Annotated in this window: 16 protein-coding genes; 8 read left to right on the plus strand and 8 right to left on the minus strand. The window is 66.1% G+C overall.

The genetic code is table 11. The features are described from left to right. From gltX to creD, 6 genes are all read right to left on the minus strand, one after another. Nucleotides 1-1,404: a glutamate--tRNA ligase gene (gltX, locus tag ACCQ16_RS13965; RefSeq protein ID WP_008576091.1), complete on the minus strand. Its 1,404-nt coding sequence runs from the start codon at nucleotides 1,402-1,404 to the stop codon at nucleotides 1-3. Between the two features lie 67 nt (nucleotides 1,405-1,471). Beyond that, on the minus strand, nucleotides 1,472-2,563 hold the full coding sequence (locus ACCQ16_RS13970; RefSeq protein ID WP_277572628.1) for a DUF3616 domain-containing protein: 1,092 nt from the start codon (nucleotides 2,561-2,563) through the stop codon (nucleotides 1,472-1,474). 21 nt (nucleotides 2,564-2,584) lie between these two features. Further along, nucleotides 2,585-3,469, minus strand: coding sequence for a carbon-nitrogen hydrolase family protein (locus tag ACCQ16_RS13975; protein ID WP_277572627.1), 885 nt, complete (start codon nucleotides 3,467-3,469; stop codon nucleotides 2,585-2,587). A 124-nt stretch (nucleotides 3,470-3,593) separates the two neighbouring features. Beyond that, complete coding sequence (locus ACCQ16_RS13980; protein ID WP_029819849.1) at nucleotides 3,594-4,196, minus strand: GNAT family N-acetyltransferase; 603 nt, start codon at nucleotides 4,194-4,196, stop codon at nucleotides 3,594-3,596. Between the two features lie 43 nt (nucleotides 4,197-4,239). Then, complete coding sequence (locus ACCQ16_RS13985) at nucleotides 4,240-4,662, minus strand: hypothetical protein (protein ID WP_029819850.1); 423 nt, start codon at nucleotides 4,660-4,662, stop codon at nucleotides 4,240-4,242. A gap of 7 nt (nucleotides 4,663-4,669) precedes the next feature. After that, on the minus strand, nucleotides 4,670-5,989 hold the full coding sequence (creD, locus tag ACCQ16_RS13990) for a cell envelope integrity protein CreD (RefSeq protein WP_057681444.1): 1,320 nt from the start codon (nucleotides 5,987-5,989) through the stop codon (nucleotides 4,670-4,672). Nucleotides 5,990-6,409: 420 nt separating this feature from the next. On the opposite strand from creD, the gene ACCQ16_RS13995 reads away from it, so the two are divergent. After that, nucleotides 6,410-7,222 carry a C1 family peptidase gene (locus tag ACCQ16_RS13995; protein WP_011348066.1) on the plus strand — a complete coding sequence of 271 codons (813 nt, stop codon included), beginning with the start codon at nucleotides 6,410-6,412 and terminating at the stop codon, nucleotides 7,220-7,222. Between the two features lie 124 nt (nucleotides 7,223-7,346). Here ACCQ16_RS13995 and creC read toward each other — a convergent pair whose 3' ends face one another. After that, on the minus strand, nucleotides 7,347-8,795 hold the full coding sequence (gene creC / locus ACCQ16_RS14000; protein WP_218539665.1) for a two-component system sensor histidine kinase CreC: 1,449 nt from the start codon (nucleotides 8,793-8,795) through the stop codon (nucleotides 7,347-7,349). A 48-nt stretch (nucleotides 8,796-8,843) separates the two neighbouring features. After that, complete coding sequence (creB, locus tag ACCQ16_RS14005; protein WP_008576101.1) at nucleotides 8,844-9,548, minus strand: two-component system response regulator CreB; 705 nt, start codon at nucleotides 9,546-9,548, stop codon at nucleotides 8,844-8,846. Nucleotides 9,549-9,726: 178 nt separating this feature from the next. Between creB and ACCQ16_RS14010 the strand changes: the two genes are divergently transcribed. The 7 genes from ACCQ16_RS14010 (at nucleotide 9,727) to ACCQ16_RS14040 (ending at nucleotide 21,253) form a co-directional block, all read left to right on the plus strand. After that, complete coding sequence (locus ACCQ16_RS14010; RefSeq protein WP_277572626.1) at nucleotides 9,727-10,635, plus strand: 23S rRNA (adenine(2030)-N(6))-methyltransferase RlmJ; 909 nt, start codon at nucleotides 9,727-9,729, stop codon at nucleotides 10,633-10,635. Nucleotides 10,636-11,024: 389 nt separating this feature from the next. Beyond that, complete coding sequence (locus ACCQ16_RS14015; protein ID WP_003488532.1) at nucleotides 11,025-11,567, plus strand: GNAT family N-acetyltransferase; 543 nt, start codon at nucleotides 11,025-11,027, stop codon at nucleotides 11,565-11,567. A gap of 645 nt (nucleotides 11,568-12,212) precedes the next feature. Beyond that, on the plus strand, nucleotides 12,213-15,677 hold the full coding sequence (gene mfd, locus ACCQ16_RS14020; protein WP_372379985.1) for a transcription-repair coupling factor: 3,465 nt from the start codon (nucleotides 12,213-12,215) through the stop codon (nucleotides 15,675-15,677). 470 nt (nucleotides 15,678-16,147) lie between these two features. Beyond that, nucleotides 16,148-16,477: an STAS domain-containing protein gene (locus ACCQ16_RS14025; protein WP_003488096.1), complete on the plus strand. Its 330-nt coding sequence runs from the start codon at nucleotides 16,148-16,150 to the stop codon at nucleotides 16,475-16,477. Nucleotides 16,478-16,495: 18 nt separating this feature from the next. Then, the gene (locus ACCQ16_RS14030; RefSeq protein WP_277572625.1) at nucleotides 16,496-18,505 is read left to right on the plus strand and encodes a chemotaxis protein CheA; all 2,010 of its coding nucleotides are present in this window, start codon (nucleotides 16,496-16,498) and stop codon (nucleotides 18,503-18,505) included. A 65-nt stretch (nucleotides 18,506-18,570) separates the two neighbouring features. Continuing rightward, the gene (locus tag ACCQ16_RS14035) at nucleotides 18,571-20,727 is read left to right on the plus strand and encodes a methyl-accepting chemotaxis protein (protein ID WP_218531302.1); all 2,157 of its coding nucleotides are present in this window, start codon (nucleotides 18,571-18,573) and stop codon (nucleotides 20,725-20,727) included. 10 nt (nucleotides 20,728-20,737) lie between these two features. Then, the gene (locus ACCQ16_RS14040) at nucleotides 20,738-21,253 is read left to right on the plus strand and encodes a chemotaxis protein CheW (RefSeq protein ID WP_218504403.1); all 516 of its coding nucleotides are present in this window, start codon (nucleotides 20,738-20,740) and stop codon (nucleotides 21,251-21,253) included. Nucleotides 21,254-21,269: the final 16 nt, after the last annotated feature.

Below are 21,269 nucleotides of genomic sequence, written 5' to 3' on the forward strand. Positions count from 1 at the left end.
TCAGGCCGCTCCAATCTTGATGAGTGCCGCATCGATGCGTTTCAAGGCACCCTCGCGTCCGGCCAGGTACACCGTTTGCGAAATATCCGGGCTGACCTGGGTGCCGGTGATGGCCACGCGCAGCGGCTGGGCGATCTTGCCCATGCCCAGTTCCAGCGCGGCAGCAGCGTCGTGCAGCGCAGCCGAGACGTTTTCGACGCTCCACGCATCCACGGCAGCCAGCAGCTCGCGCGCCTTGCCCAGCGGCACCTCGGCGCCAAGCTTGAGGTGTTTCATCACCGCCGCTTCGTCATAGGTTTCCAGCGGCTGGTACCAGACCACGGCTTTCTCGGCCATTTCCTTCAAGGTCTGCACGCGCTCGCGCAAGGCCACCACCACATCGGCGGCGGCCGGGCCAGCGGCGATGTCCACACCGAGCTTGGCAAGCTGGTATTCCAACTGCGGGGCGATGCTGGCCGGGTCGTCGGTCTTCAGATAATGCTGATTGACCCAGCCGAGCTTGGCCATGTCCAGGCGCGCGGCCTTGGAATTGACGTCCTTGACGTCGAACAGGTCCAGCAATTCCTGCCGGGTGAACAGCTCCTGGTCGCCATGCGACCAGCCCAGGCGCGCCAGGTAATTGATCAGCGCATGCGGCAGATAGCCGGCGTCCTTGTACTGCATGACGTCGGCCGCGCCGGTGCGCTTGGACAGCTTGGCGCCCTGCTCGTCCAGGATCATCGGCATGTGCGCGAACCTGGGCACCGGTGCGCCCAGTGCTTCGTAGATATTGATCTGGCGCGGAGTGTTGTTGATGTGGTCGTCGCCGCGGATCACCTCGGTGATGCCCATGTCCCAGTCGTCCACCACCACTGCGAAGTTGTAGGTGGGGAAGCCGTCCGGGCGAAAGATCACCATGTCGTCGAGCTCGCTGTTGGCGATCTCGATGCGCCCCTTGATCAGGTCCTCGAACACCACCGTGCCGCCGATGGGATTCTTGAAGCGGATGACCCGGTTGGGGTCGTCGCGATACGGCAGGTTCTGCTCGCGGGCAGCGCCGTTGTAACGCGGCTTTTCCTGCTTGGCCATGGCGGCCTCGCGCATGGCGTCGAGCTCTTCGCGGGTTTCGTAGGCGTAATACGCCTTGCCCTGCGCGAGCAACTGCTCGGCAACCTCCTGGTAGCGCGCGATGCGCTGGGTCTGGTAGATCGGGCCTTCGTCGTAGCCCAGGCCCAGCCAGTCCATCGCTTCCAGGATGGCGTCGATGGCCGCCTGGGTGCTGCGCTCGCGGTCGGTGTCTTCGATGCGCAGCACGAACTGCCCGCCGCGGTGGCGCGCCTCCAGCCAGCAATACAGGGCGGTGCGGGCGCCGCCGATGTGCAGGTAACCGGTGGGGCTGGGGGCGAAACGGGTGCGGCAGGTCATGGAGCGCTCGGCGGACGGGAGTCGGCCGATTTTACCTTGCGCGGCGTGGCCCTGCCCGGCCCGTGGCTCAGCGGTTGTGCAGCAGGTCGCCGTACACCACGCAATCGCCGCCGCTGCGTGCCTTGCCCGGGGCGTCGTACAGCACCAGCCAGGTGGGAATCTTGCCGGCCAGGTGCCTGGGCAGGTTGCAGATGGCCTCGGCGCGGTCGCAGTCCTTGCCATGCGGCAGCACTGCCGATTCCAGCAGGTCGTGCTGGAAGCGCACCGGTGCGCGGTTGGCGGCCAGCACGGTGCGCGCATCCGGCCATTTGAACAGGCGAATCTCGCCATTCAGCATCATTGTCGGCCCGGCGAGCAGGTACAGATCGTCGCCGGAATAATGCAGGTCGCGAATGCCCAGCCCGCCCAATTGCAGGAAGTGCTTGCGCAGCAGGGTGCCGTCTTCGTCCAGCGGTGCCAGGCGCAGATGGTCGCCATGCGCTTCCACCTGGATCTCCAGCATTGCCGACCAGCCACGCAGCACCGGCCCACGCAGGCCCAGCAGCAAGCGCTGGCCATCGACCACGATGCCTTCGATATCGAAGCCGTTGTCCTTGCCGGGAATCTTCAGGAACGGGCCGAAATGCGGGTCGTCGGCCAGCAGGTCGGTGAGTTGGTTGTGCTTGGCATCGCCCTTGAGGCGAAGTGCGCGGCGGCCGTCGGCGGCTTCGCGTACCAGCTGCGGGCTGCCGTCTTGCGCCTGCTCGATCGGCAGGCAGGCAAGCAAGCGGCGGTTGCCATCGAGCTTCAACTTGGTCAGGCGTTTGGCGTTTTCAGCGTCGTCGCGGCCGCGCTTGGCGTTCTTGCGCTTGCTGCCGTGCGAACCGACGACCCACAAGAATCCGTCCGACAGGCCCATGCCTTCCAGGTCGGCTTCCTCGCCGTCTTCGCCCGGCAGATCCAGCAGGTCCGCCAACGGAAAGCTCTGCCCTTCGCCGAAGCGCAGCGTCTCGCGCCGTACCGGATCGAGCTTGCGCAGCCGATCCACCGCGCAGGCTTCGTCGCCGGCCACCCACAGCCAGTCGTCGGTGAAGGCGGCGCCGGACAGATTGCTGTGCACCAGCGCACCGGGCGCGAATTCGAGCCGGACGCTATGCGGAATCAGGGTTTTCTTGGCCATTGGGAACCTGTGGGTGATGAATCAACCGAACGCGGCCAGCTTGGCACGCACCACATCGGCCGCCAACTGCCCCGGCCAATCGCGGTCGTTGGCCACCTGCGCCTGCGCGCGGCTGGCCTCGAACGCCGCAAAGTCCAACTCGGCCAGTGCCCACACCGTCTCGCCCTGGGTCTGCGCCAGCACGCCGTCGGCGGGGAAGCCGACATCCATTGGCGCAAACACCGCCGCGTCGCCGGTATTGATGTCCAACGCCGGGCTCCACGGCGCTTGGCCTGCAGTCACCGATTGCGCGACGAACACGCGGTTTTCCAGCGCGCGCGCCAGGCAGCCGATGCGCACGCGCATGGCGCCGGCGGCGGTGTCGGTGCAGCTGGGCACGATCAACAACCGTGCACCGGCCTCGTATTGCGCACGCACCGGCAGCGGGAACTCGCTGTCGTAGCAGATCGCGATCGCGGCGCGAATGCCGTCCAGTTCGAACACCTTCAGTTCCTCGCCCGGCTCGATCAGCCCGGTGGCCTTTTCGAAACCGGTGAGCTGCAACTTGTCCTGCCAGCCGTGCAGGCCCTCCGGGGTGAACCAGTCGCTGCGATTGCGGTAGCGCCCCTGCCCCAGATCCAGCAGAAAACTGCCGGCAATCAGGTGCAGCCGATGTTCCCGCGCCAGGTCGGCAAACAGTTCCAGCCACGGCGCGCGCAGCGCCTGGATGGCCGCCAGCGATTCGGGCAGGCCGGCAGAAATCTGCGTGTCGAACGTTGCGCCCAGTTCCAGCGACAGATATTCGGGCAGCACCACCACCCGCGCACCGGCAGCGGCGGCTTCGGCGATCAGGGCCGACTGGCGCGCCGCAAACGCGGCGAAGTCGACTGGCTTGCCGATGGGGTATTTGGCAACGGCAATTTTCATCTGGTGGCCTTTGGGGTGTTGGATCGAAGCGGCGAAGCAATCAGACCAGCTCGCCAACGCATTGTGCAGCGACCTTGCAGACCGCTCGTGATGCTTGTCGGTGGCTGTAGGGCGCTGGCCGCACTCACTGCGACAACGCACGTGTCCACACAACCAAGCTGTGGTCGATCTCGCCATGTTGCAACTCCGCCCACTGCAGGTGCACGCGCATGCCCGGCTGCGGGGCGTAGCCACGTTTGCGCCAGAACGCATCGTTGGGACGGTAGTCGGCTGGTTGGCGCGGGTCGTCGGGCGCGCGTTCCACCGAACAGAACGCGGTCGATGCAAAGCGGCCCAACGCGCGTGCATGCGCTTCGCGCCGGTCGAAAAATGCATGACCGATACCCTGCCCGCGATACGCCGGCAGCAGCACCGATTCGCCGAAATAGAACACGCCGGCCGGATCGATGCCTGCCGCACGGAACGGTGCGTGGAACGCGTCGCTGTCATCGAGCAGCGGCAAACCGGTCGATGCACCGATCACCGCATCGCCATCGCGCGCCAGCACGAAGACGCTGTCCGGCGATGCCGCATAGGCCGCCAGATAGTCGCGCTCGTACGCGGCATCGCCTTGGTACAGATACGGCCATGCGCCGAACACGCTGATGCGCAGCTGCGCCACTGCATCCAGATGCGGCAGCACCTGCGTGCCGCGCACCGTTTCCACCATTAACGAGGAGCCAGCCATGCCGCCATGGTAAGCCAGCAAGGCGTGGCTGCAATGCGATGCTTCAACGCAGCCAATGACCATGGTTCGAACCGCAGGTCTGCGGTTGTTGCCACAGCAACCACACCGCCGCTTCGTCGGTGGCCAGCAGTACCCCGAGCAGCGCATCGGTGCTGCGTGCCCAGTAGCTGCCATTGCTCAGCCGTTGCCACGGCCCATAGCTGGGTGCCCGGGCGTGGCCGGTGCGGGTGTGCTGCTGCGCTGCCGCCTGCAGGAACGCATGCCCGCCGCTGCGCAGTTGCTGCGCGGTGCGTGCGTGCAGCTGCAGGCCCACCACTCCGCGGCGCCTGTCGCGGTTCAGCGGCAAGGCCGACAGCGCCGAGCTCTCCCAAGCGTGCGGCAGCGCTGCGGGAAGCAGCGCCACCGTGTCGATACCGGCGGGCAGCAAACGCTGCGCGCGCCGGTGCAAGTGTGCCTGCGTCAGCATGCAGGCCTCAGCGCAGGCTATTGCCAAGCTCGTACCAATCGAGCTTGCGGGTGACCCACATGATGCTGGCCAGAATGCCGAACAGCAGCAACGACCCCATCAGCAGCGCGTTGTCCTCGGAGATCAACAGGCTGTAAAGCACCGCGTACAAGGCGGTGAGCATCACCGAGAAGCCAGCCGCACGGACCCAACTGCGCAACACGCCGGACAGATAGAAGAACTGCAGGCCGATACACGCCGCCGCCGACACCAAATAGGCCTGCCAGAACGCGATGTGTTCGGAAAGGCTGAGCAGCAGCAGGAAGAAGATCGCCAGCGCCAGGCCCACCAGCAGGTACTGCAACGGATGGATGGGCAGGCGCTTGATCAGCTCGAACAGCACGAAGGCCACGAAGGTCAGCACCACGAACAAGATGCCGTACTTGCTGGCGCGGTCGGCCTGGGTATACACGTCCACCGGGTCGACCAGGCGCACTTCCAGCGTATCCAGCGCCGCATGGCTGGACTGCAACTGGGTCTGCGCACCGGTGGCCAGCGACGACAGCGACCAGCTCGCATCGAAGCCCTTCGGCCCGATGCTCGGCGCATTCGGCAGGAAGCGGCCGCCGAAGGACGGGTGCTGCCAGTCCGAGCGCAGGGCGATGTCGTTGTTGTCGGCGATCGGCGCGATGGCCAGCCGGCGCGTGCCGTCCAGCACGAACTGCATGTCCACCACGTTGCCGTCCTGCAGCCGGCCAGCCAGCGGGTCGGCCAGCGGACCCAGTTGGGCGTGGATGCCCGCCGAACGGTCGGCCAGTGCGCCTGCGCCGCTCTCCAGCGCCAGCGCGCGGCCATCGACCTGCAAGCGCGGCGTGCCGACCAAGCCGCGCACGTCGGAAATACCGATTGCCAGATACGGCTGGCCATACGCACGGGTCGGCGCAGCCGCGTAGTCGAAGGGGTCGTATTCGGCATGCAAGGTGGCCTTCCAGGAATACACCTGCACGCGGTACAAGCCCACCTCGCGCACCGAGGGCACCATTTCGCCGCTGAGTTTCAGGCGACGCGGCGTTTGCAGCAGCGTACCTTCGCGCTTGCGCCAGACCTTGCGCTGGTTGCCCTGCTCGTCCGGCTCGGTGACCTGCACGTCTTCGGTATACGGCAGCACCCGCACCGGCGCGATGAACTGCTGCTCGCCGGCCTTGCTCTGCGCCACCCGCTCCACCGCCTCGTCGCGGTAGCGCGCGCGGTCCTGCACCGCGCCACGGATCAGGAGCAGCGGAATCAACAACAGCAGGATCAGCCCGCCGATGGTGGCGAACCGCAACAACAGTTTCAGGGATTTCATCGGCCATCCTCATCTTGGGAGGTGGCCAGGGTGCGCTGCACCGGTGTCGGCGGTTTGAGGCCAATTTGAAGCGAATGTGAAGTGGGCAACCCGGACATCCGGCGACCGGCACTGTGACGCATTGACGAAATACGGCTTTCAACGCTCCAAAGTGCCACCCGTGCCCAAAACGGGCTTCCGTTTGATCGGCAGCACTTCGCCTGGCCGCCGCACGCAGCCACTTCACGCGTAACGATGCACGGGCAGGTGCGCAGCCCCAAATCCCTCCTTTCATCTGATCGCAGCTTCCAGTTCGCTGCGCTTCGATGAGGTCTCGAGCCGCAGCCATTGCATCAGCGCTGCCATGGCCGCACGCCCACTCGGCAGTGATTTGGCAACTGCGCACGACTGCATTCCTTTCTTAACCTGGAGCTGCCTTCCATGAACTCGCACCGTTCGCTCGCCCTTTGCCTGCTCGCCGCCCTGAGCCTGACCGCCGCCACCGCGCAGGCGGCAGTGCACGGCATGGGCCTGAAGCCTTCGTCGTTGATGCAGCCGGTCACCCCGCTGTTCGGTACCGCGAGCGTGAGCACACCGCTGCCTGCCAGAGTCGACCTGACTGCATGGGCGATCACGCCGGGCGACCAGGGCCAGGTCGATGCCTGCGTGTCATGGGCGACCGCTCACACCCTGACCGGTTGGTATGCCAACGCCAACAGACAGGCCCAGACGCGCTTTGCCCCGATGTACCTGTACAGCCAGGTCAACGGCGGCGTGGATGAAGGCTCTACCCTGGAAGCGCCGCTGCAGATCGCGCTTGCGCAGGGCATCGACACCGAGCAGCACTATTCGTGGGGCAACTACGATTGGAAACACCAACCCACTGCCGCCGACAGGGCCAACGCTGCCAGGAACCCGACGCCGTATCGCCATTACACCGTGCTGTATTCGGGCAGGGGGAATGGGGGAAGCGCCCTGATCCAACAGATCAAGCTCGCCCTTGCCTCTTCCACGCCGGTGGCGATCGGCTTCTATGTGCGCCAGGGCTTTGAAGACCTAACAGCCCAAAATCAGGTCGATTACGACACCACGACGCCGATCCTGGGCGGGCATGCGGTCATCGCGCTGGGCTACGACAGCGAAGGACTGATCGTGGAAAACAGCTGGGGCACCGCATGGGGCAACAAAGGCTTCGGCAAACTGTCCTGGTCGGTGGTCGCCAAGGATGTGATCGGCGCCGACGTGGTGTACTAGCACGACGCGGCCACGCGCCGTACGCTGAGTGATGCAGGCGCGGCATGTGCCCTGGCGCATGCCGCAGCCTTGAACGCGCGGCTGCCACCGGCGCCAGCCAACCGCGACAACGGCCTGCAGCGACTCAGCCGATCGGCAGGCGCAACACCGCACGCGCACCGCCACCATCGCGGTTGCCCAGCATCACGTCCCCGCCATGCAGGCGCGCAACCTCGCGCACGAACGGCAAGCCGAGACCGGAGCTGCGCTGGCCGGTCTGCGGGCGTGCCAGCGAATAGAACCGCTCGAAGACGCGCTCGAGCGCGTAATCCGGCACGCCACTGCCGCGGTCTTCAACCAGCAACTCCCAGTGTCCGTCGCGCAGCCGCGCCTGCAGGCGCACATGGCTGTCTTGCGTCGAAAACGCGATGGCGTTTTCGAGCAGATTGATCAGTGCCTGCCTGAGCAGAAACCCATCGCCCAGTACGTGGTGATCGCCTGGCGCGCCAGCCCCTGCGTCCACCTCCACGGTGATGCCCGCCGCCGCTGCACGCAGCGCCACCGCGTCCGCCGCAGCCTGCAGCAGCCCATCAATACCGATGGGCTCGCGCTTCTGCAGCCAGCCGTGCTGCTCCACCTCGGCCAGTGCCAGCAGCTTGTCGATGGTTTCGGTGAGCCGGTGTTCCTGCGCGCGGATGGTGGCAACGAAGTGCTGGCGGTCGGCCTCCGGCAGTGGCTCGGTCAACAACTCCGAGGCACCGCGAATGGCCGCCAGCGGGCTTTTCATCTCGTGCGTCAGCGACTGCACGTACTGCTCCACGTAGGCCTTGCCTTCCAGCTTGCGACGCATGCTCTCCAGCGCCTGGCCCAGATCGCCGATTTCATCGCCACGCGGCTCGGGCGGCGGTACCGGGATGCCGGCGCTCACTGCCTGCGCATAGCGATTGAGCCGGCCGATGCCACGCATCAACCACCAGGTCATCAAAATGCCGATCAACGCGGAAATGCCGATCAACCAGGCGCCGCGCTGCAGGATGTTGCGCTGGCTGGCTTCGATAAACGGGTCGATGCTGCGATTGGGCTGCGCCAGGGTCAGCACGCCGATCAGTTTGCCGGGGTCGTCCGGTGCGTAGATCGGCGCGGCCACATGCATCACCGTGGCGGCAGGGTCGCCATCGATGTCCGGGCTGGAACGCGCGCCATATTCGCCGCGCAGCGTGCGGTAGACATCGTTCCAGCGCGAATTGTCGCGGCCCACGTCGCGGCCCAGCGAATCGAACACCACCACGCCGCGCGCATCGGTGACGGTCACGCGGTAATCCACCGTGTTCTTGCGAAAGCGCCATACCCACGCCTTGGGGTCGCGCTGCTGGGCCCTGGCCACGTTGCGCGCGAAGCGGCCATCGGCAAGCGTGCCGGCAGCCAACTCGCCACTGGCCATTTCCGCCAGCACATTGGCCGCATCCACCAGCGTGGATTCCATCGCCTGGCGCACCCCTGGCTTGACCTCGTTGACGAACACGCGCATCACGAAGAACGCGGCCAGGCCCACGATCAGGAAGAAGCCCAGGAACAGCTTGAGACCAAGCCGCATGTCAGCCCGCGGCCTCGCTCAGTTCACCAAATGCGTGCCGGCGCATGCCTATACCTCCAGCGCGTAGCCAAGGCCCCGGTGGGTGCGGATCGGGTCGGCCGGCACGCCGGCCAGGCGCAGCTTGCCGCGCAGCGTCTTGATATGGGTGTCGACGGTGCGGTCGGCACTGTCGGCGCTGGCGTCCCAACCGCGGTCCATCAGCTGCGCACGGCTCAGGATCGCACCGGGGCGCTGCAGCAACGCTGCCAGCAGCGCGTATTCGTAGCGTGTCAGCGGCAGCAGGGTCTCGCCATAGCGGATGCGGCTGCCCTCGCGGTCGATCGCAAACGCACCGTGCGGCTGCCAGCCCGATTCGGCCGGCGCGCCGGCATGGCGTCGGCGCAGGCGCGCACGCACGCGCGCCACCAGCTCGCGCGGCGAGAACGGCTTGGCCATGTAATCGTCGGCGCCCAGCTCCAGGCCGAGCACGCGGTCGATCTCGTCGTTGCGCGCGGTCAGGAAGATCACCGGCACCTGGCTGAAACTGCGCAACGTGCGGCACACCTCGAACCCGTTGATGTCCGGCAGGCCCACATCGAGGACCACCACATCGGCCGGATCGGCGCGCAGACGCGTCAGCGCATCGCGGCCCAGCAGGCAATGCTCAGGCGCATAGCCCTCGCTGCGTAGTGCGTAGAGCACGGTATCGGCAATGGCGGCTTCGTCTTCGACGACGAGCACGCGGGCGGCAGACTCTGACATGCCGCGCAGCATACCGGCATGCGGGCACGGCCTACAGGTCGAGGTGGTCCACGCATGGCGTGGCACGACATGCGCACACGCCGCATTGCTTGCGGCATCGCGCAGCCTCTGGATGTCGCCACCGTGCGCTTGCGCTGGGCCGCCCGCAATGGGCGGCAACAAATCGCGCCGCAGCCTCTACACTGCCGCGATGAACTATCGCCACGCCTTCCATGCCGGCAACCATGCCGACGTGCTCAAGCACATCGCCCTGCTTGCCCTGATCGACACCCTCAAGCGCAAGAACACCCCGTTCTTCGTGCTCGACACGCACGCCGGGCGCGGCCGCTACCAACTCGGGGGCGAAGAGAGCCGCAAGACCAACGAGGCCGATGCCGGCGTGATGCGGCTGATGGCAGAGGCCAGCTTGCCCGAGGTGGTCGAGCGCTATCTGCGCGCGGTACAGGCCGACAACCAAGCCGTCGCCCGCCCCGCCACGCCCGGCCAGAAGCCCACCCGCCCGACCGCCGGCATCCAGCTCAACCACTACCCCGGCTCGCCGCTGCTGGCTGCGCAAGCACTGCGCGAGCAGGACCGCATGGCATGTTGCGAACTTCAGCCCGACGAAGCCGAGGCGCTCAAGGCCCTGTTCGCCAGGGACAGCCGGGTACGCGTGCACGCCGGCGACGGCTACGCGGCCATCCGCGCCTTCCTGCCGCCACGGGCTGGCGAAACCAAGATCGGCCGTGGGCTGGTGTTGATCGACCCGCCCTACGAATTGCAGGACGCCGAATACCCGCAGATCATCCATAGCGTGCGCGAAGCGTTGGCGCGCTGGCCGCAGGCGATCTGCATGGTGTGGTACCCGATCAAGCTGCGCCGCAGCCTGCAGCCGTTCATGCGCAAGGCCGCCGCGTTGCCGGCCAAGTCGGTGCTGGTCGCCGAGCTGCAGGTGCGCCCGGACGACTCGCCGCTGCGTCTGACCGGCAGCGGGCTGCTGATCGTCAACGCGCCCTGGCAGTTCGACCAGATGCTGGCGCCGGCGTTGCCGGTGCTCAAGCAGCATCTGGGTGAGCCCGGCGCTTCGACCCGGCTGGAGTGGCTGCGCCAGGACGGCTGAGCCGGCAGGCGCGTTCGCCTACCATCACGGTGGTAGGCCGGCGGCGTCGTTGCACCGCTGCAATGGCCCGCACCACGCGCACCGCGTCGGCGGCATGGCAGGTGCCGCGAGCACCTTCAGCGCAGCGTAAACAAACGGGCGCTGCGCCGGATGCCCATGTCCCAGCAAGGCCGAGCCGGGCGACCAATGCCTTCCGGCGGCCCCGCGGCGTCCACTCGGCTGCCACAGTGCGCGCCCCATCACGCTCACGACCGGCTCACGGCTCCGCTCGTTACAGTTGTGTGAGAAGCACTGCCACCTCCTGTCGGCCCCCGGCGGCACACCGGATTCATTCACGGTTGCGCGCCGGGCTGGTGCCAGAATCTTCCGATCTTTAAGGAACACCGGTCATGGCCATTCGCAATCGCATGCCTCCCTGGCATGAAAACTTCAGCCTGCCCAATGGCCGCACCCTTCTGCTTCGCCCGATCCGTCCCGAGGATGGTCCGCCGCTGCAGGGAGCCTTCAGCCTGTTGGGACCGGAGGAAATTCGCGCGCGCTTTGTGCGCTCCTCCACCGAAATCACCCCGGAGATGGTGCAGCGCCTGACCCATCCCAACCCCAAGAGCGAGATCGTGCTGGTCGCTGCCGAGCAACTGCCGCCCGGCGAAGCGCTGGTCGGCGCGGTCGCGCGCGCCGCACTGGTGCCGGGCACCCGCCAGGCCGAATACACCATCCTGGTCAGCAGCTTCGTCGCCGGCCAGGGTCTGGGACGGCAGCTGATGCGCAAGCTGGTCAAGTGGGCACGGCGCAAGTACCTGGACTGCCTGTTCGGCGATGTGCTGCAAAGCAATGTGCCGATGCTGCAGTTGGCAGAATCGCTGGGCTTCAAGCCGCAGGCGCATCCGGAGTCGCCGGAACTGGTGCGGATGGTGTTGGAGCTGGATGCTTGAGGGGCCGGGATACGGGATACGGGATTTGGGATTCGTAAAAGCAGATCGCGGCTGCTTTGCGTGATCGGGGCTTGGGTCTTGCTTCATCACGGAGAGCCACCGTTGCGCGGCGGCCTGATGTTCTCGACGGTAAGCTGCAAGACCCCCGAAAGGATCGGCACACTGGCTGACACCTAAGGCCACTTACGGATCCTTCCCCTCGCCGCTTGCAGGATCCTGGGGTGGCATGGGTGCCACGCTTCATCCGCGCACGCCGCTTCCCGAAGGTAGACAGCCCGACGTTTCGCCATTGAAAGCTGCCACAACCGTCGAGAGTGTTGCCGTGCGGACGGGAGCGCTGTGTCTGGCTCATACCCAGGCGCCACGTAAAACCGTCTGCTGTGGTGTCCTCGCCGCTTGCGGGACCGTGTGGCGGCATGGATGCCGCCACCGAGCCTGCAGATACAGATTCATGGCGTGTCCCGCAAGCGGTAAGGGTCGCGCGCACTCGACCGAGTGGGGTCTTTGCCTCGCGAGCGTGCGCATGACTTGCACCCGCGTACCCAACCCCATTACCCGCAGTGCACATCCGGGCGGGTGGCCCACCACCAGCTTTCACACCAGATGGACCGGCCGCAGCGGGGGCTCTGATAAAATCGCCGGCTGATGCCGTCGCCTACCTTCCCCTCCCCGCCGCTGCCCAAGTCCGGCCAGCTCCGCGCCTACTGGCGCGCTCCGTCCTCTCCGACTGCGCTGGCCTGGTCGATTGCGCAGGCAGCCGAAGCGCATGCCGGCCCGTTGCTGGTCATCGCACGCGATAACCAGAGCGCGCACCAGATCGAAGCCGATCTGCATGCCTTGCTCGGCGAACAGGCGGCGCTGCCGGTGGTGCCGTTTCCCGATTGGGAAACCCTGCCCTACGACCAGTTCAGCCCGCACCCGGAAATCATCAGCCAGCGGCTGGCCGCCCTGCATCGCCTGCCCGGCCTGACCCGCGGCGTGGTGATCGTGCCGGTGCAGACCTTGCTGCAGCAGCTGGCGCCGCTGAGCTACATCGTCGGCGGCAGCTTCGATCTCACCGTTGGCCAGCGGCTGGATCTGGATGCGGAAAAGCGTCGCCTGGAAAGCGCCGGCTACCGCAATGTGCCGCAGGTGATGGACCCGGGCGATTTCGCGGTGCGCGGGGGCCTGCTGGACGTGTTTCCGATGGGCGCGGACACGCCATTGCGCGTCGAGCTGCTGGATGAGGACATCGATTCGATCCGTGTGTTCGACCCGGAATCGCAGCGCTCGCTGGACAAGGTGGACGCGGTCAAGATGCTGCCGGGCCGCGAAGTGCCGATGGACGATGCCAGCGTGGAGCGCGTGCTGGCCTGCCTGCGCGAACGCTTCGATGTGGATACCCGGCGCAGCGCGCTGTACCAGGACCTGAAATCCGGGCTGGCGCCATCGGGCATCGAGTATTACCTGCCGATGTTCTTCGCCAAGACCGCAACGCTGTTCGATTACCTGGACAAGCGCGTGCTGCCGGTGATCGCCACCGGCGTGTCCAACGCCGCCGACGCCTTCTGGACCCAGGCGCAGAACCGCTACGAACAGCGCCGCCACGATGTGGAGCGCCCGCTGCTGCCGCCGGACGAGCTATACCAATCGCCGGATGCACTGCGCGAGCGGCTCAACAAGCTGGCGCGTATCGAAGTATGGGCCAGCGATCATGCGCGCATCGATGAGGCCGCCCCGCTCGGCGACCAACCGTTGCCGCCGCTGCCGGTGGCCGCAAAGGACGCGCCGGCCGGCCAGGCGCTGGCGACGTTCCTGAGCCATTATCCGGGCCGCGTGCTGATCGCTGCCGATTCGGCCGGCCGCCGCGAAGCCTTGATGGAAGTGCTGGCCGCCGCGCAGTTGAAACCGGAGCTGGTCGCCGATGTGCCGGCGTTCCTGGCGGGCACGCTGCGTTTTGCCATCACCGTGGCGCCGCTGGAGGACGGCTTTGCGCTGGATCAACCGCAGATTGCGCTGCTGACCGAGCGCCAGCTGTTCCCGGAGCGGGCCAATCAGCCGCGCCGCACGCGTCGGGTCGGACGCGAGCCGGAAGCGATCATCCGCGACCTGGGCGAACTGTCCGAAGGCGCGCCGATTGTGCACGAGGATCACGGCGTGGGCCGTTACCGCGGGCTGATCGTGCTCGATGCCGGCGGCATGCCCGGCGAGTTCCTGGAGATCGAATACGCCAAGGGCGACCGGCTCTATGTGCCGGTGGCGCAGTTGCACCTGATCAGCCGTTATTCCGGCGCCTCGGCCGAGACCGCGCCGCTGCATTCGTTGGGCGGCGAGCAGTGGACCCGTGCCAAGCGCAAGGCTGCCGAGAAGGTGCGCGACGTGGCCGCCGAACTGCTGGAGATCCAGGCACGTCGCCGTGCACGCGCCGGCCTGGCGTTGCAGGTGGACCGCGCAATGTACGAGCCGTTCGCGGCCGGATTTCCGTTCGAGGAAACCGGCGACCAGTTGGCCGCCATCGATGCGACGCTGCGCGATCTGGGCAGCAGCCAACCGATGGACCGCGTGGTGTGCGGCGACGTGGGCTTCGGCAAGACCGAGGTTGCGGTGCGTGCGGCGTTTGCCGCCGCCAGCGCCGGCAAACAGGTCGCCGTGCTGGTGCCGACCACATTGCTGGCCGAACAGCACTACCGCAATTTCCGCGACCGCTTCGCCGATTACCCGATGAAGGTGGAAGTGCTGTCGCGCTTCAAGAGCACCAAGGAAATCAAGGCCGAACTGGAGAAGGTCGCCAGCGGCGAGATCGACGTGATCATCGGCACGCACCGCTTGTTGCAGCCGGATGTGAAGTTCAAGGATCTCGGCCTGGTCGTGGTCGACGAAGAACAGCGCTTCGGCGTGCGCCAGAAGGAAGCGCTCAAGGCGATGCGTGCCAATGTGCACCTGCTCACGCTCACCGCCACGCCCATCCCGCGCACGCTCAACATGGCCATGGCCGGCCTGCGCGATCTGTCGATCATCGCCACCCCGCCGCCGAACCGCCTGGCGGTGCAGACCTTCATTACTGCCTGGGACAACACGCTGCTGCGCGAAGCCTTCCAGCGCGAACTCAGTCGCGGTGGTCAGCTGTATTTCCTGCATAACGATGTGGAAAGCATCGTGCGCATGCAGCGCGATCTGTCGGAACTGGTGCCGGAAGCGCGCATCGGTATCGCGCATGGGCAGATGCCCGAGCGTGAGCTGGAACGGGTGATGCTGGATTTCCAGAAGCAGCGCTTCAACGTGTTGCTGTCGACCACGATCATCGAATCGGGCATCGACATTCCCAATGCCAACACCATCATCATCAACCGCGCCGACCGCTTCGGCCTGGCGCAGTTGCACCAGTTGCGCGGCCGCGTGGGTCGCTCGCATCACCGCGCCTACGCGTACCTGGTGGTGCCGGATCGCCGCTCGATGACCTCCGATGCAGAAAAGCGCCTGGAAGCGATTGCTTCGATGGACGAGCTCGGCGCCGGCTTCACCCTGGCCACGCACGACCTGGAAATCCGCGGCGCCGGCGAATTGCTGGGCGAAGACCAGAGCGGCCAGATGGCCGAGGTCGGTTTCAGCCTCTACACCGAACTGCTCGAGCGCGCAGTGCGCAGCATCCGCCAGGGCAAGCTGCCTGACCTGGATGCCGGCGAAGAAGTGCGCGGTGCCGACGTCGAACTGCACGTGGCCTCGCTGATTCCCGAGGATTATCTGCCCGACGTGCACACGCGCCTGACCTTGTACAAGCGCATTTCCAGCGCACGCGACCCCGATGCGCTGCGCGAACTGCAGGTGGAGATGATCGACCGCTTCGGTCTGCTGCCGGACCCGGTCAAGCATCTGTTTGCCATCGCCGAGCTCAAGCTGCAGGCCAATGCGTTGGGCGTGCGCAAGCTGGACCTGGGCGAAAACGGCGGGCGGCTGGTGTTCGAGGCCAAGCCGGCGATCGACCCGATGACCATCATCCAGATGATCCAGAAACAGCCGAAGATCTACACGATGGATGGCCCGGACAAGTTGCGCATCAAACTGCCGATGCCCGAAGGCGCCGACCGTTTCAATGCGGCACGCGGCCTGTTGGCGGCATTGTCACCGGGCTGAAGCGCTGCGGCGCCGGCAAGCGGCGACCGCACCGAGCACGATCACCACGTATAAAACGCGACCAGGCAGGCGGGCAATCCACCGCCTGGTCGCATTTGCCCGTCATGACTACCGCAGCACGCGCGCCGCGCATCCGGTTTGGATAAAAGCGCCCGCCGGTGCTTCACGCGCGCGAAGCCGGGGCGTCACCTGCAACGCCGTGCCGGAACGGGGCGAACTGTCCGACGGGACAGGCTCGAACAGTCCCCCTGAGCCTGCTTCCGACAAAGCTGAGCAATTAATCCACAGGCGGTGACGGGTTTCGCAAATCCGTCATTGCGCTGAATTTTGCCTAAATATTTCCAAAAGGCGCCGATACCTGCATAGACCGGCATGGCCCGTGTGCAGCGCTGCTCACACCCGTCCAGGCCGTTGCGACCTTCCCAGGCCATGGTACGCACCCGTGCGCCATCGCACCGCTTGAGGCACCAATGAACACGCCACTGTCCGATCTACCCGCGCCGCTGACCCTTGCCCTGGAGGGCGAGATGACCATTCGTCGCGCGGCCGAGCTCAAGCCGTTGCTGCAGCCGGCCTTGCTGCATCCGGGTGGATTGCATCTGGACCTGGCCGCCGTCAGCGAGATCGATACCACCGGCCTGCAATTGTTGCTGGCCACCAAGCAGGCGATCCAGGCCGATGGCCGGCCGTTTTCGTTGACCGATTCCAGCCGTGCGGTGGTCGATGTCATCGAGCTGCTCGGCCTGCTCGAGGCCCTGTACCCGCATGCGGTTGCAGGCCTGGGCGAACGAATTCACTAACGGACTGGTGACGCGCGCATGGACATGAACCAGCTGATGCAGACCTTCCTGGCCGAGAGCCGGGACCTGCTCGAAGACATGGAACGGCATCTGCTCGAAGCCGAGCGAGGCGAACCGTCGCCGGATGCGGTTAATGCCATCTTCCGCGCCGCGCACACCATCAAGGGCTCCGGCGGCCTGTTCGACCTGCCGCAGCTGGTCGGCTTCACCCATGTGGTGGAGAGCGTGCTGGATCTGGTACGCGACGAAGCGCTGAGCTTGAGCTCGGAACTGATCGGGCTGCTGCTGGTGTGCTGCGACCATATCCATGCCTTGGTGGAAACCGCCGCAGACCCGAGCCACGCCGACCCGGTCGCGCTGGCCGCCGAAGCCGAACCGCTGCTGGCGCAATTGCAGACGTATCTTCAACGCAGCGCCTGCGGCGTCACTGCAGCCGCGGTTGCGCAAGGCGCACCGGAAAAGCAGAGTGGTTACTGGCGGATCACCCTGAAACTGTTCGCCGACGCACTGCGCTTCGGCAATTCGCCGCTCAAGCTGATTCGCAACCTGCGCAGCCTGGGCTCGGTCGAATCGATCACCACCGATATCAGCCAGCTGCCGGCATTCGACGACCTCGATCCGGAAGCCAACTACCTGGGCTTCCAGATCCTGCTGCGCAGCGATGCCGACCGCGCCGCCATCGAAGAGGTGTTCGAATTCGTCCGCGAAGATTGCGATCTGGAGATCGTGTCGGTTCCGGCGCCATCCGATGCCGCTGAATTGCTCAGCGCCGAAGCGGCAGCCAGCCCCACGCCGAACAAGCCGCTTGCTGCCGTACCCAGCGCCGCTTCGGCCCCAGGCCGTGCCGCGCCGGACGCTGCCGCGCGCAGCGCCGACGCGCGTTCCATCCGCGTGGATGCCGACAAGCTCGATCGCATGATCGATCTGGTCGGCGAACTCATCATCGCCGTGTCCAGCACGAGTGCCAATGCGCAACGCACCGGCGATGCGCAGTTGCTTGAATCGGCCTCGATCCTGGCTGGCCTGGTCGAAGACGTGCGCGAAAGCGCGTTGCAGCTGCGCATGGTCAAGATCGGCGGCACCTTCAGCCGCTTCCAGCGCGTGGTGCACGACGTGGCGCGCGAACTGGGCAAAGATATCGCGCTGGTGGTGGCCGGCGAAGACACCGAACTGGACAAGTCTGTGGTGGAAAAGATCGGCGACCCGCTCACCCATCTGGTGCGCAACGCGATGGACCACGGGATCGAGCCGGCAGACGTGCGCGTGGCGCGCGGCAAGCCTGCGCGCGGCACCGTCGGGCTCAACGCATATCACGACTCCGGCAGCATCGTCATCCAGATCACCGACGACGGTGGCGGCTTGAACCGCGACCGCATCCTGGCCAAGGCACTCGAACGTGGCCTGATCGAACCAGGCCGCCAACTCAGCGACCGCGACGTATTCGCGATGATCTTCGAACCGGGTTTCTCCACGGCCGAAAAGGTCACCAATCTGTCCGGGCGCGGCGTGGGCATGGACGTGGTCAAGCGCAACATCACCGCACTGCGCGGCACGGTCGAGATCGACAGCACCGCCGGCGTGGGCACCACCATCTCGGTGCGCCTGCCGCTGACGCTGGCCATCATCAACGGCTTCCAGGTCGGCGTGGGAAAATCGGTCTTCGTGGTGCCGCTGGACGTGGTCGAAGAGTGCGTGGAGTTCACCCCCGACTACGCCAGCGACTACATCGACCTGCGCGGCAGCGTGTTGCCCTACGTGCGCCTGCGCGAACTGTTCGCGCTGGGCGGCAAGACGCCCTCGCGCGAAAGCATCGTGGTGATCCGGCAGGGCGCACAGCGCTTCGGCCTGGTGGTGGACACCCTGCTCGGCGAATGGCAGACGGTGATCAAGCCGCTGTCCAAGGTGTTCGCGCAGGTCAAAGGCATCAGCGGCTCGAGCATTCTGGGAAGCGGCGATGTCGCACTGATTCTGGATGTGCCCAGCCTGATTCAGCAGTTGCATCCCAACCAGGACGCGTTGGCGGCCTGAACGCCCGCGCCATCGCTCCGTCCGAACCGTCGTTTGTCGTTACCTGACCCCAGGAAGCTACCGTCATGTCACACCGTCTACCGATCGCTACGCAGTTGTGGTTCACCGCCGCGCTTGCAATCGCCCTGCCCGTTGTCGTGGTCGTTGCCGGCGTGGCGCTGGCGCTCTCGCACGCAGCCTTGCTGGGCACCAGCCTGGTTGCAGCATTGATCAGCGGCGCCTTGCTGGTCTGGGCAATCCGTATCGCCAGCGCGTCGCTGGAGATGGCCACCACCACGCTGGACGCGTTCTCGCGCGGCAACTTCGATGTGGCGCTGCCGCAGGTGCGCGAGGACCAGGCCAGCGATGTCCTGCGCGGGCTGCGCAAGGTGCAGAGCGGCATCCGCCATGTCAACGAGGAAATCAATCGCGTTTCGCGCGAACACGATGCCGGCGAGATCGACGCGCGCATCGACGTGGCGCGCTTCGAAGGCGATTTCCGCGCAATGGGCGACGGCATCAACCGCATGGTGGCCAGCCATATCGCCGTCAAGAAGCAGGCGATGGCCTGTGTGGCCGAGTTCGGTCGCGGGAACTTCTCCGCCGAACTGGAACGGTTGCCGGGCAAGAAGGCCTTCATCAACGAGATCGTCGACCAGATCCGCGGCAACCTCACCGGCATGGTCGCCGAGGTCAATCGCATGTCGGCCGAGCACGATGCCGGCGATATCGATGCGGTCATCGACACCCAGCGCTTCACCGGCGATTTCCGTCGCATGGCCGAAGGCATCAACGCGATGGTGGCCAGCCATATCGCGGTCAAGAAGCAAGCCATTGCCTGCGTCAGCGAATTCGGCCGCGGCAACTTCACCGCACAACTGCCATTGCTGCCGGGCAAGAAGCGCTTCATCAACGACACCATCGAACAGGTACGCGGCAATCTCACCGGCCTGATCGCCGAGATCAACCACATGTCGGCCGAACATGAGGCCGGCGATATCGACGTGGTCATCGACAGCAGCCGCTTCGATGGCGACTTCCGCAGCATGGCGCTGGGCATCAACCAGATGGTGGGCGCGCATATCGCGGTCAAGAAACTGGCGATGGGCGTGGTGGCCGAATTCGGCCGCGGTAACTTCGATGCCCCACTGGCGCAGTTGCCGGGCAAGAAGGCCTTCATCAACGACACCGTGGAGCGCGCGCGCGGCAACCTGCGCAGCATTTCCGAAGTGATCCAGGTCATGGGCGCGATGGCCGAAGGCGACCTCACCCACACCGTGGAAGGCCGCTACGAAGGCGCCTTCGCCGACATGCAGCGCTACGTCAACACCACCATGAGCCGCCTCACCGAGATCGTCGATGAGGTCAACCGCAACGCCGAAAACCTGGCCAGTGCGTCGGAAGAGGTCAGCGCCACCGCGCAGGCGCTGGCCCAGGCCGCCAGCGAACAGGCGGCCGGCGTGGAAGAAACCAGCGCCTCGCTGGAGCAGATGACCGCCTCCATCGCGCAGAACACCGAAAACGCGCGCGTCACCGACAGCATGGCGGCCAAGGCGGCCAGCGAAGCGGCCGACGGTGGCGACACCGTGCGCGCCACCGTGGTGGCGATGAAGGACATCGCCAAGAAGATCGGCATCATCGACGACATCGCGTATCAGACCAACCTGCTGGCGCTCAATGCCGCCATCGAAGCCGCGCGCGCCGGCGAACACGGCAAGGGCTTTGCGGTGGTCGCCGCCGAAGTGCGCAAGCTGGCCGAGCGCAGTCAGATCGCTGCGCAGGAAATCGGCGAAGTGGCCGAATCCAGCGTGGAATTGGCCGAAAGCGCCGGCCGCGTGCTCGGCGAGATGGTGCCTTCGATCCGCCGCACCTCCGACCTGGTGCAGGAAATCGCCGCCGCTTCCGAAGAACAGACCGCCGGTGTCAGCCAGATCAACACCGCCGTGGGGCAATTGAACCAGACCACCCAATCGGCCGCCGCCAATGCCGAAGAACTGGCCGCCACCTCGGAAGAGATGAGCGCGCAGGCCGAACAGCTGCAGCAGCTGATGGGCTTCTTCCGGCTGGGCAATGGCGGCCGCGGCGCCGCGTCGGGCAGCAACAGGCAGGGTCCGCGCAGGATCGCCGCGCATGCGCCTGCCACGGTGAGCAGCGCGCAGCCACGACGCACCAACGTGCGCCAGCTCAGTGCGGTGGCCGCCACCGCCGATGCGATCGACGAATCGCAATTCGCCAGCTTCTGAGGAGCCGACGATGCAAGCGCTTCCTGCAACCGACCGCCAGGTGCCGTCATCGACGGCACCGCAGCAATACCTGACCTTTCTGCTGGGCCGGGAAATGTTCGGCCTGGGCATCCTGAGCATCAAGGAAATCATCCAATACCGCGTGCCGACCGATGTGCCGACGATGCCGCCGGCACTGCGCGGGGTGATCAATCTGCGCGGTGCGGTGGTACCGGTGGTGGATCTGCAGCAACGCTTCGGCCGCAACGCCAGCGCGATCACCAAGCGCAGCTGCATCGTGATCGTGGAGATCGCGCATGGCCAGCTGCATCAGGTGCTCGGGCTCCTGGTGGATGCGGTCAGCGAAGTGCTGGAAATCGCGCCGGCCGACATCGTCGACACGCCCAGCTTCGGCGCCGGCATCGCGCGCGACTTCATCCACGCCATGGGCAAGATCGGCGAGCGCTTCGTGATCCTGCTCGATGCCGATGCCGTGCTGGGCAACGACACGCTCGCCCAGCTGCCGGCCGCCGAGCTGGCGGCCTGACCTCACGCATGCACTC

It is taken from the genome of Xanthomonas sp. NCPPB 1062, assembly GCF_041481705.2.
Lineage (GTDB): Bacteria > Pseudomonadota > Gammaproteobacteria > Xanthomonadales > Xanthomonadaceae > Xanthomonas > Xanthomonas euvesicatoria.

What these genes read in the sequence shown, in the direction of transcription:
- gltX (WP_008576091.1), bottom strand. Translation starts at nt 1,404, where the DNA reads ATGACCTGCCGCACCCGTTTCGCCCCCAGCCCCACCGGTTACCTGCAC.
- ACCQ16_RS13970 (WP_277572628.1), bottom strand. Translation starts at nt 2,563, where the DNA reads ATGGCCAAGAAAACCCTGATTCCGCATAGCGTCCGGCTCGAATTCGCG.
- ACCQ16_RS13975 (WP_277572627.1), bottom strand. Translation starts at nt 3,469, where the DNA reads ATGAAAATTGCCGTTGCCAAATACCCCATCGGCAAGCCAGTCGACTTC.
- ACCQ16_RS13980 (WP_029819849.1), bottom strand. Translation starts at nt 4,196, where the DNA reads ATGGCTGGCTCCTCGTTAATGGTGGAAACGGTGCGCGGCACGCAGGTG.
- ACCQ16_RS13985 (WP_029819850.1), bottom strand. Translation starts at nt 4,662, where the DNA reads ATGCTGACGCAGGCACACTTGCACCGGCGCGCGCAGCGTTTGCTGCCC.
- creD (WP_057681444.1), bottom strand. Translation starts at nt 5,989, where the DNA reads ATGAAATCCCTGAAACTGTTGTTGCGGTTCGCCACCATCGGCGGGCTG.
- ACCQ16_RS13995 (WP_011348066.1), top strand. Translation starts at nt 6,410, where the DNA reads ATGAACTCGCACCGTTCGCTCGCCCTTTGCCTGCTCGCCGCCCTGAGC.
- creC (WP_218539665.1), bottom strand. Translation starts at nt 8,795, where the DNA reads ATGCGGCTTGGTCTCAAGCTGTTCCTGGGCTTCTTCCTGATCGTGGGC.
- creB (WP_008576101.1), bottom strand. Translation starts at nt 9,548, where the DNA reads ATGCTGCGCGGCATGTCAGAGTCTGCCGCCCGCGTGCTCGTCGTCGAA.
- ACCQ16_RS14010 (WP_277572626.1), top strand. Translation starts at nt 9,727, where the DNA reads ATGAACTATCGCCACGCCTTCCATGCCGGCAACCATGCCGACGTGCTC.
- ACCQ16_RS14015 (WP_003488532.1), top strand. Translation starts at nt 11,025, where the DNA reads ATGGCCATTCGCAATCGCATGCCTCCCTGGCATGAAAACTTCAGCCTG.
- mfd (WP_372379985.1), top strand. Translation starts at nt 12,213, where the DNA reads ATGCCGTCGCCTACCTTCCCCTCCCCGCCGCTGCCCAAGTCCGGCCAG.
- ACCQ16_RS14025 (WP_003488096.1), top strand. Translation starts at nt 16,148, where the DNA reads ATGAACACGCCACTGTCCGATCTACCCGCGCCGCTGACCCTTGCCCTG.
- ACCQ16_RS14030 (WP_277572625.1), top strand. Translation starts at nt 16,496, where the DNA reads ATGGACATGAACCAGCTGATGCAGACCTTCCTGGCCGAGAGCCGGGAC.
- ACCQ16_RS14035 (WP_218531302.1), top strand. Translation starts at nt 18,571, where the DNA reads ATGTCACACCGTCTACCGATCGCTACGCAGTTGTGGTTCACCGCCGCG.
- ACCQ16_RS14040 (WP_218504403.1), top strand. Translation starts at nt 20,738, where the DNA reads ATGCAAGCGCTTCCTGCAACCGACCGCCAGGTGCCGTCATCGACGGCA.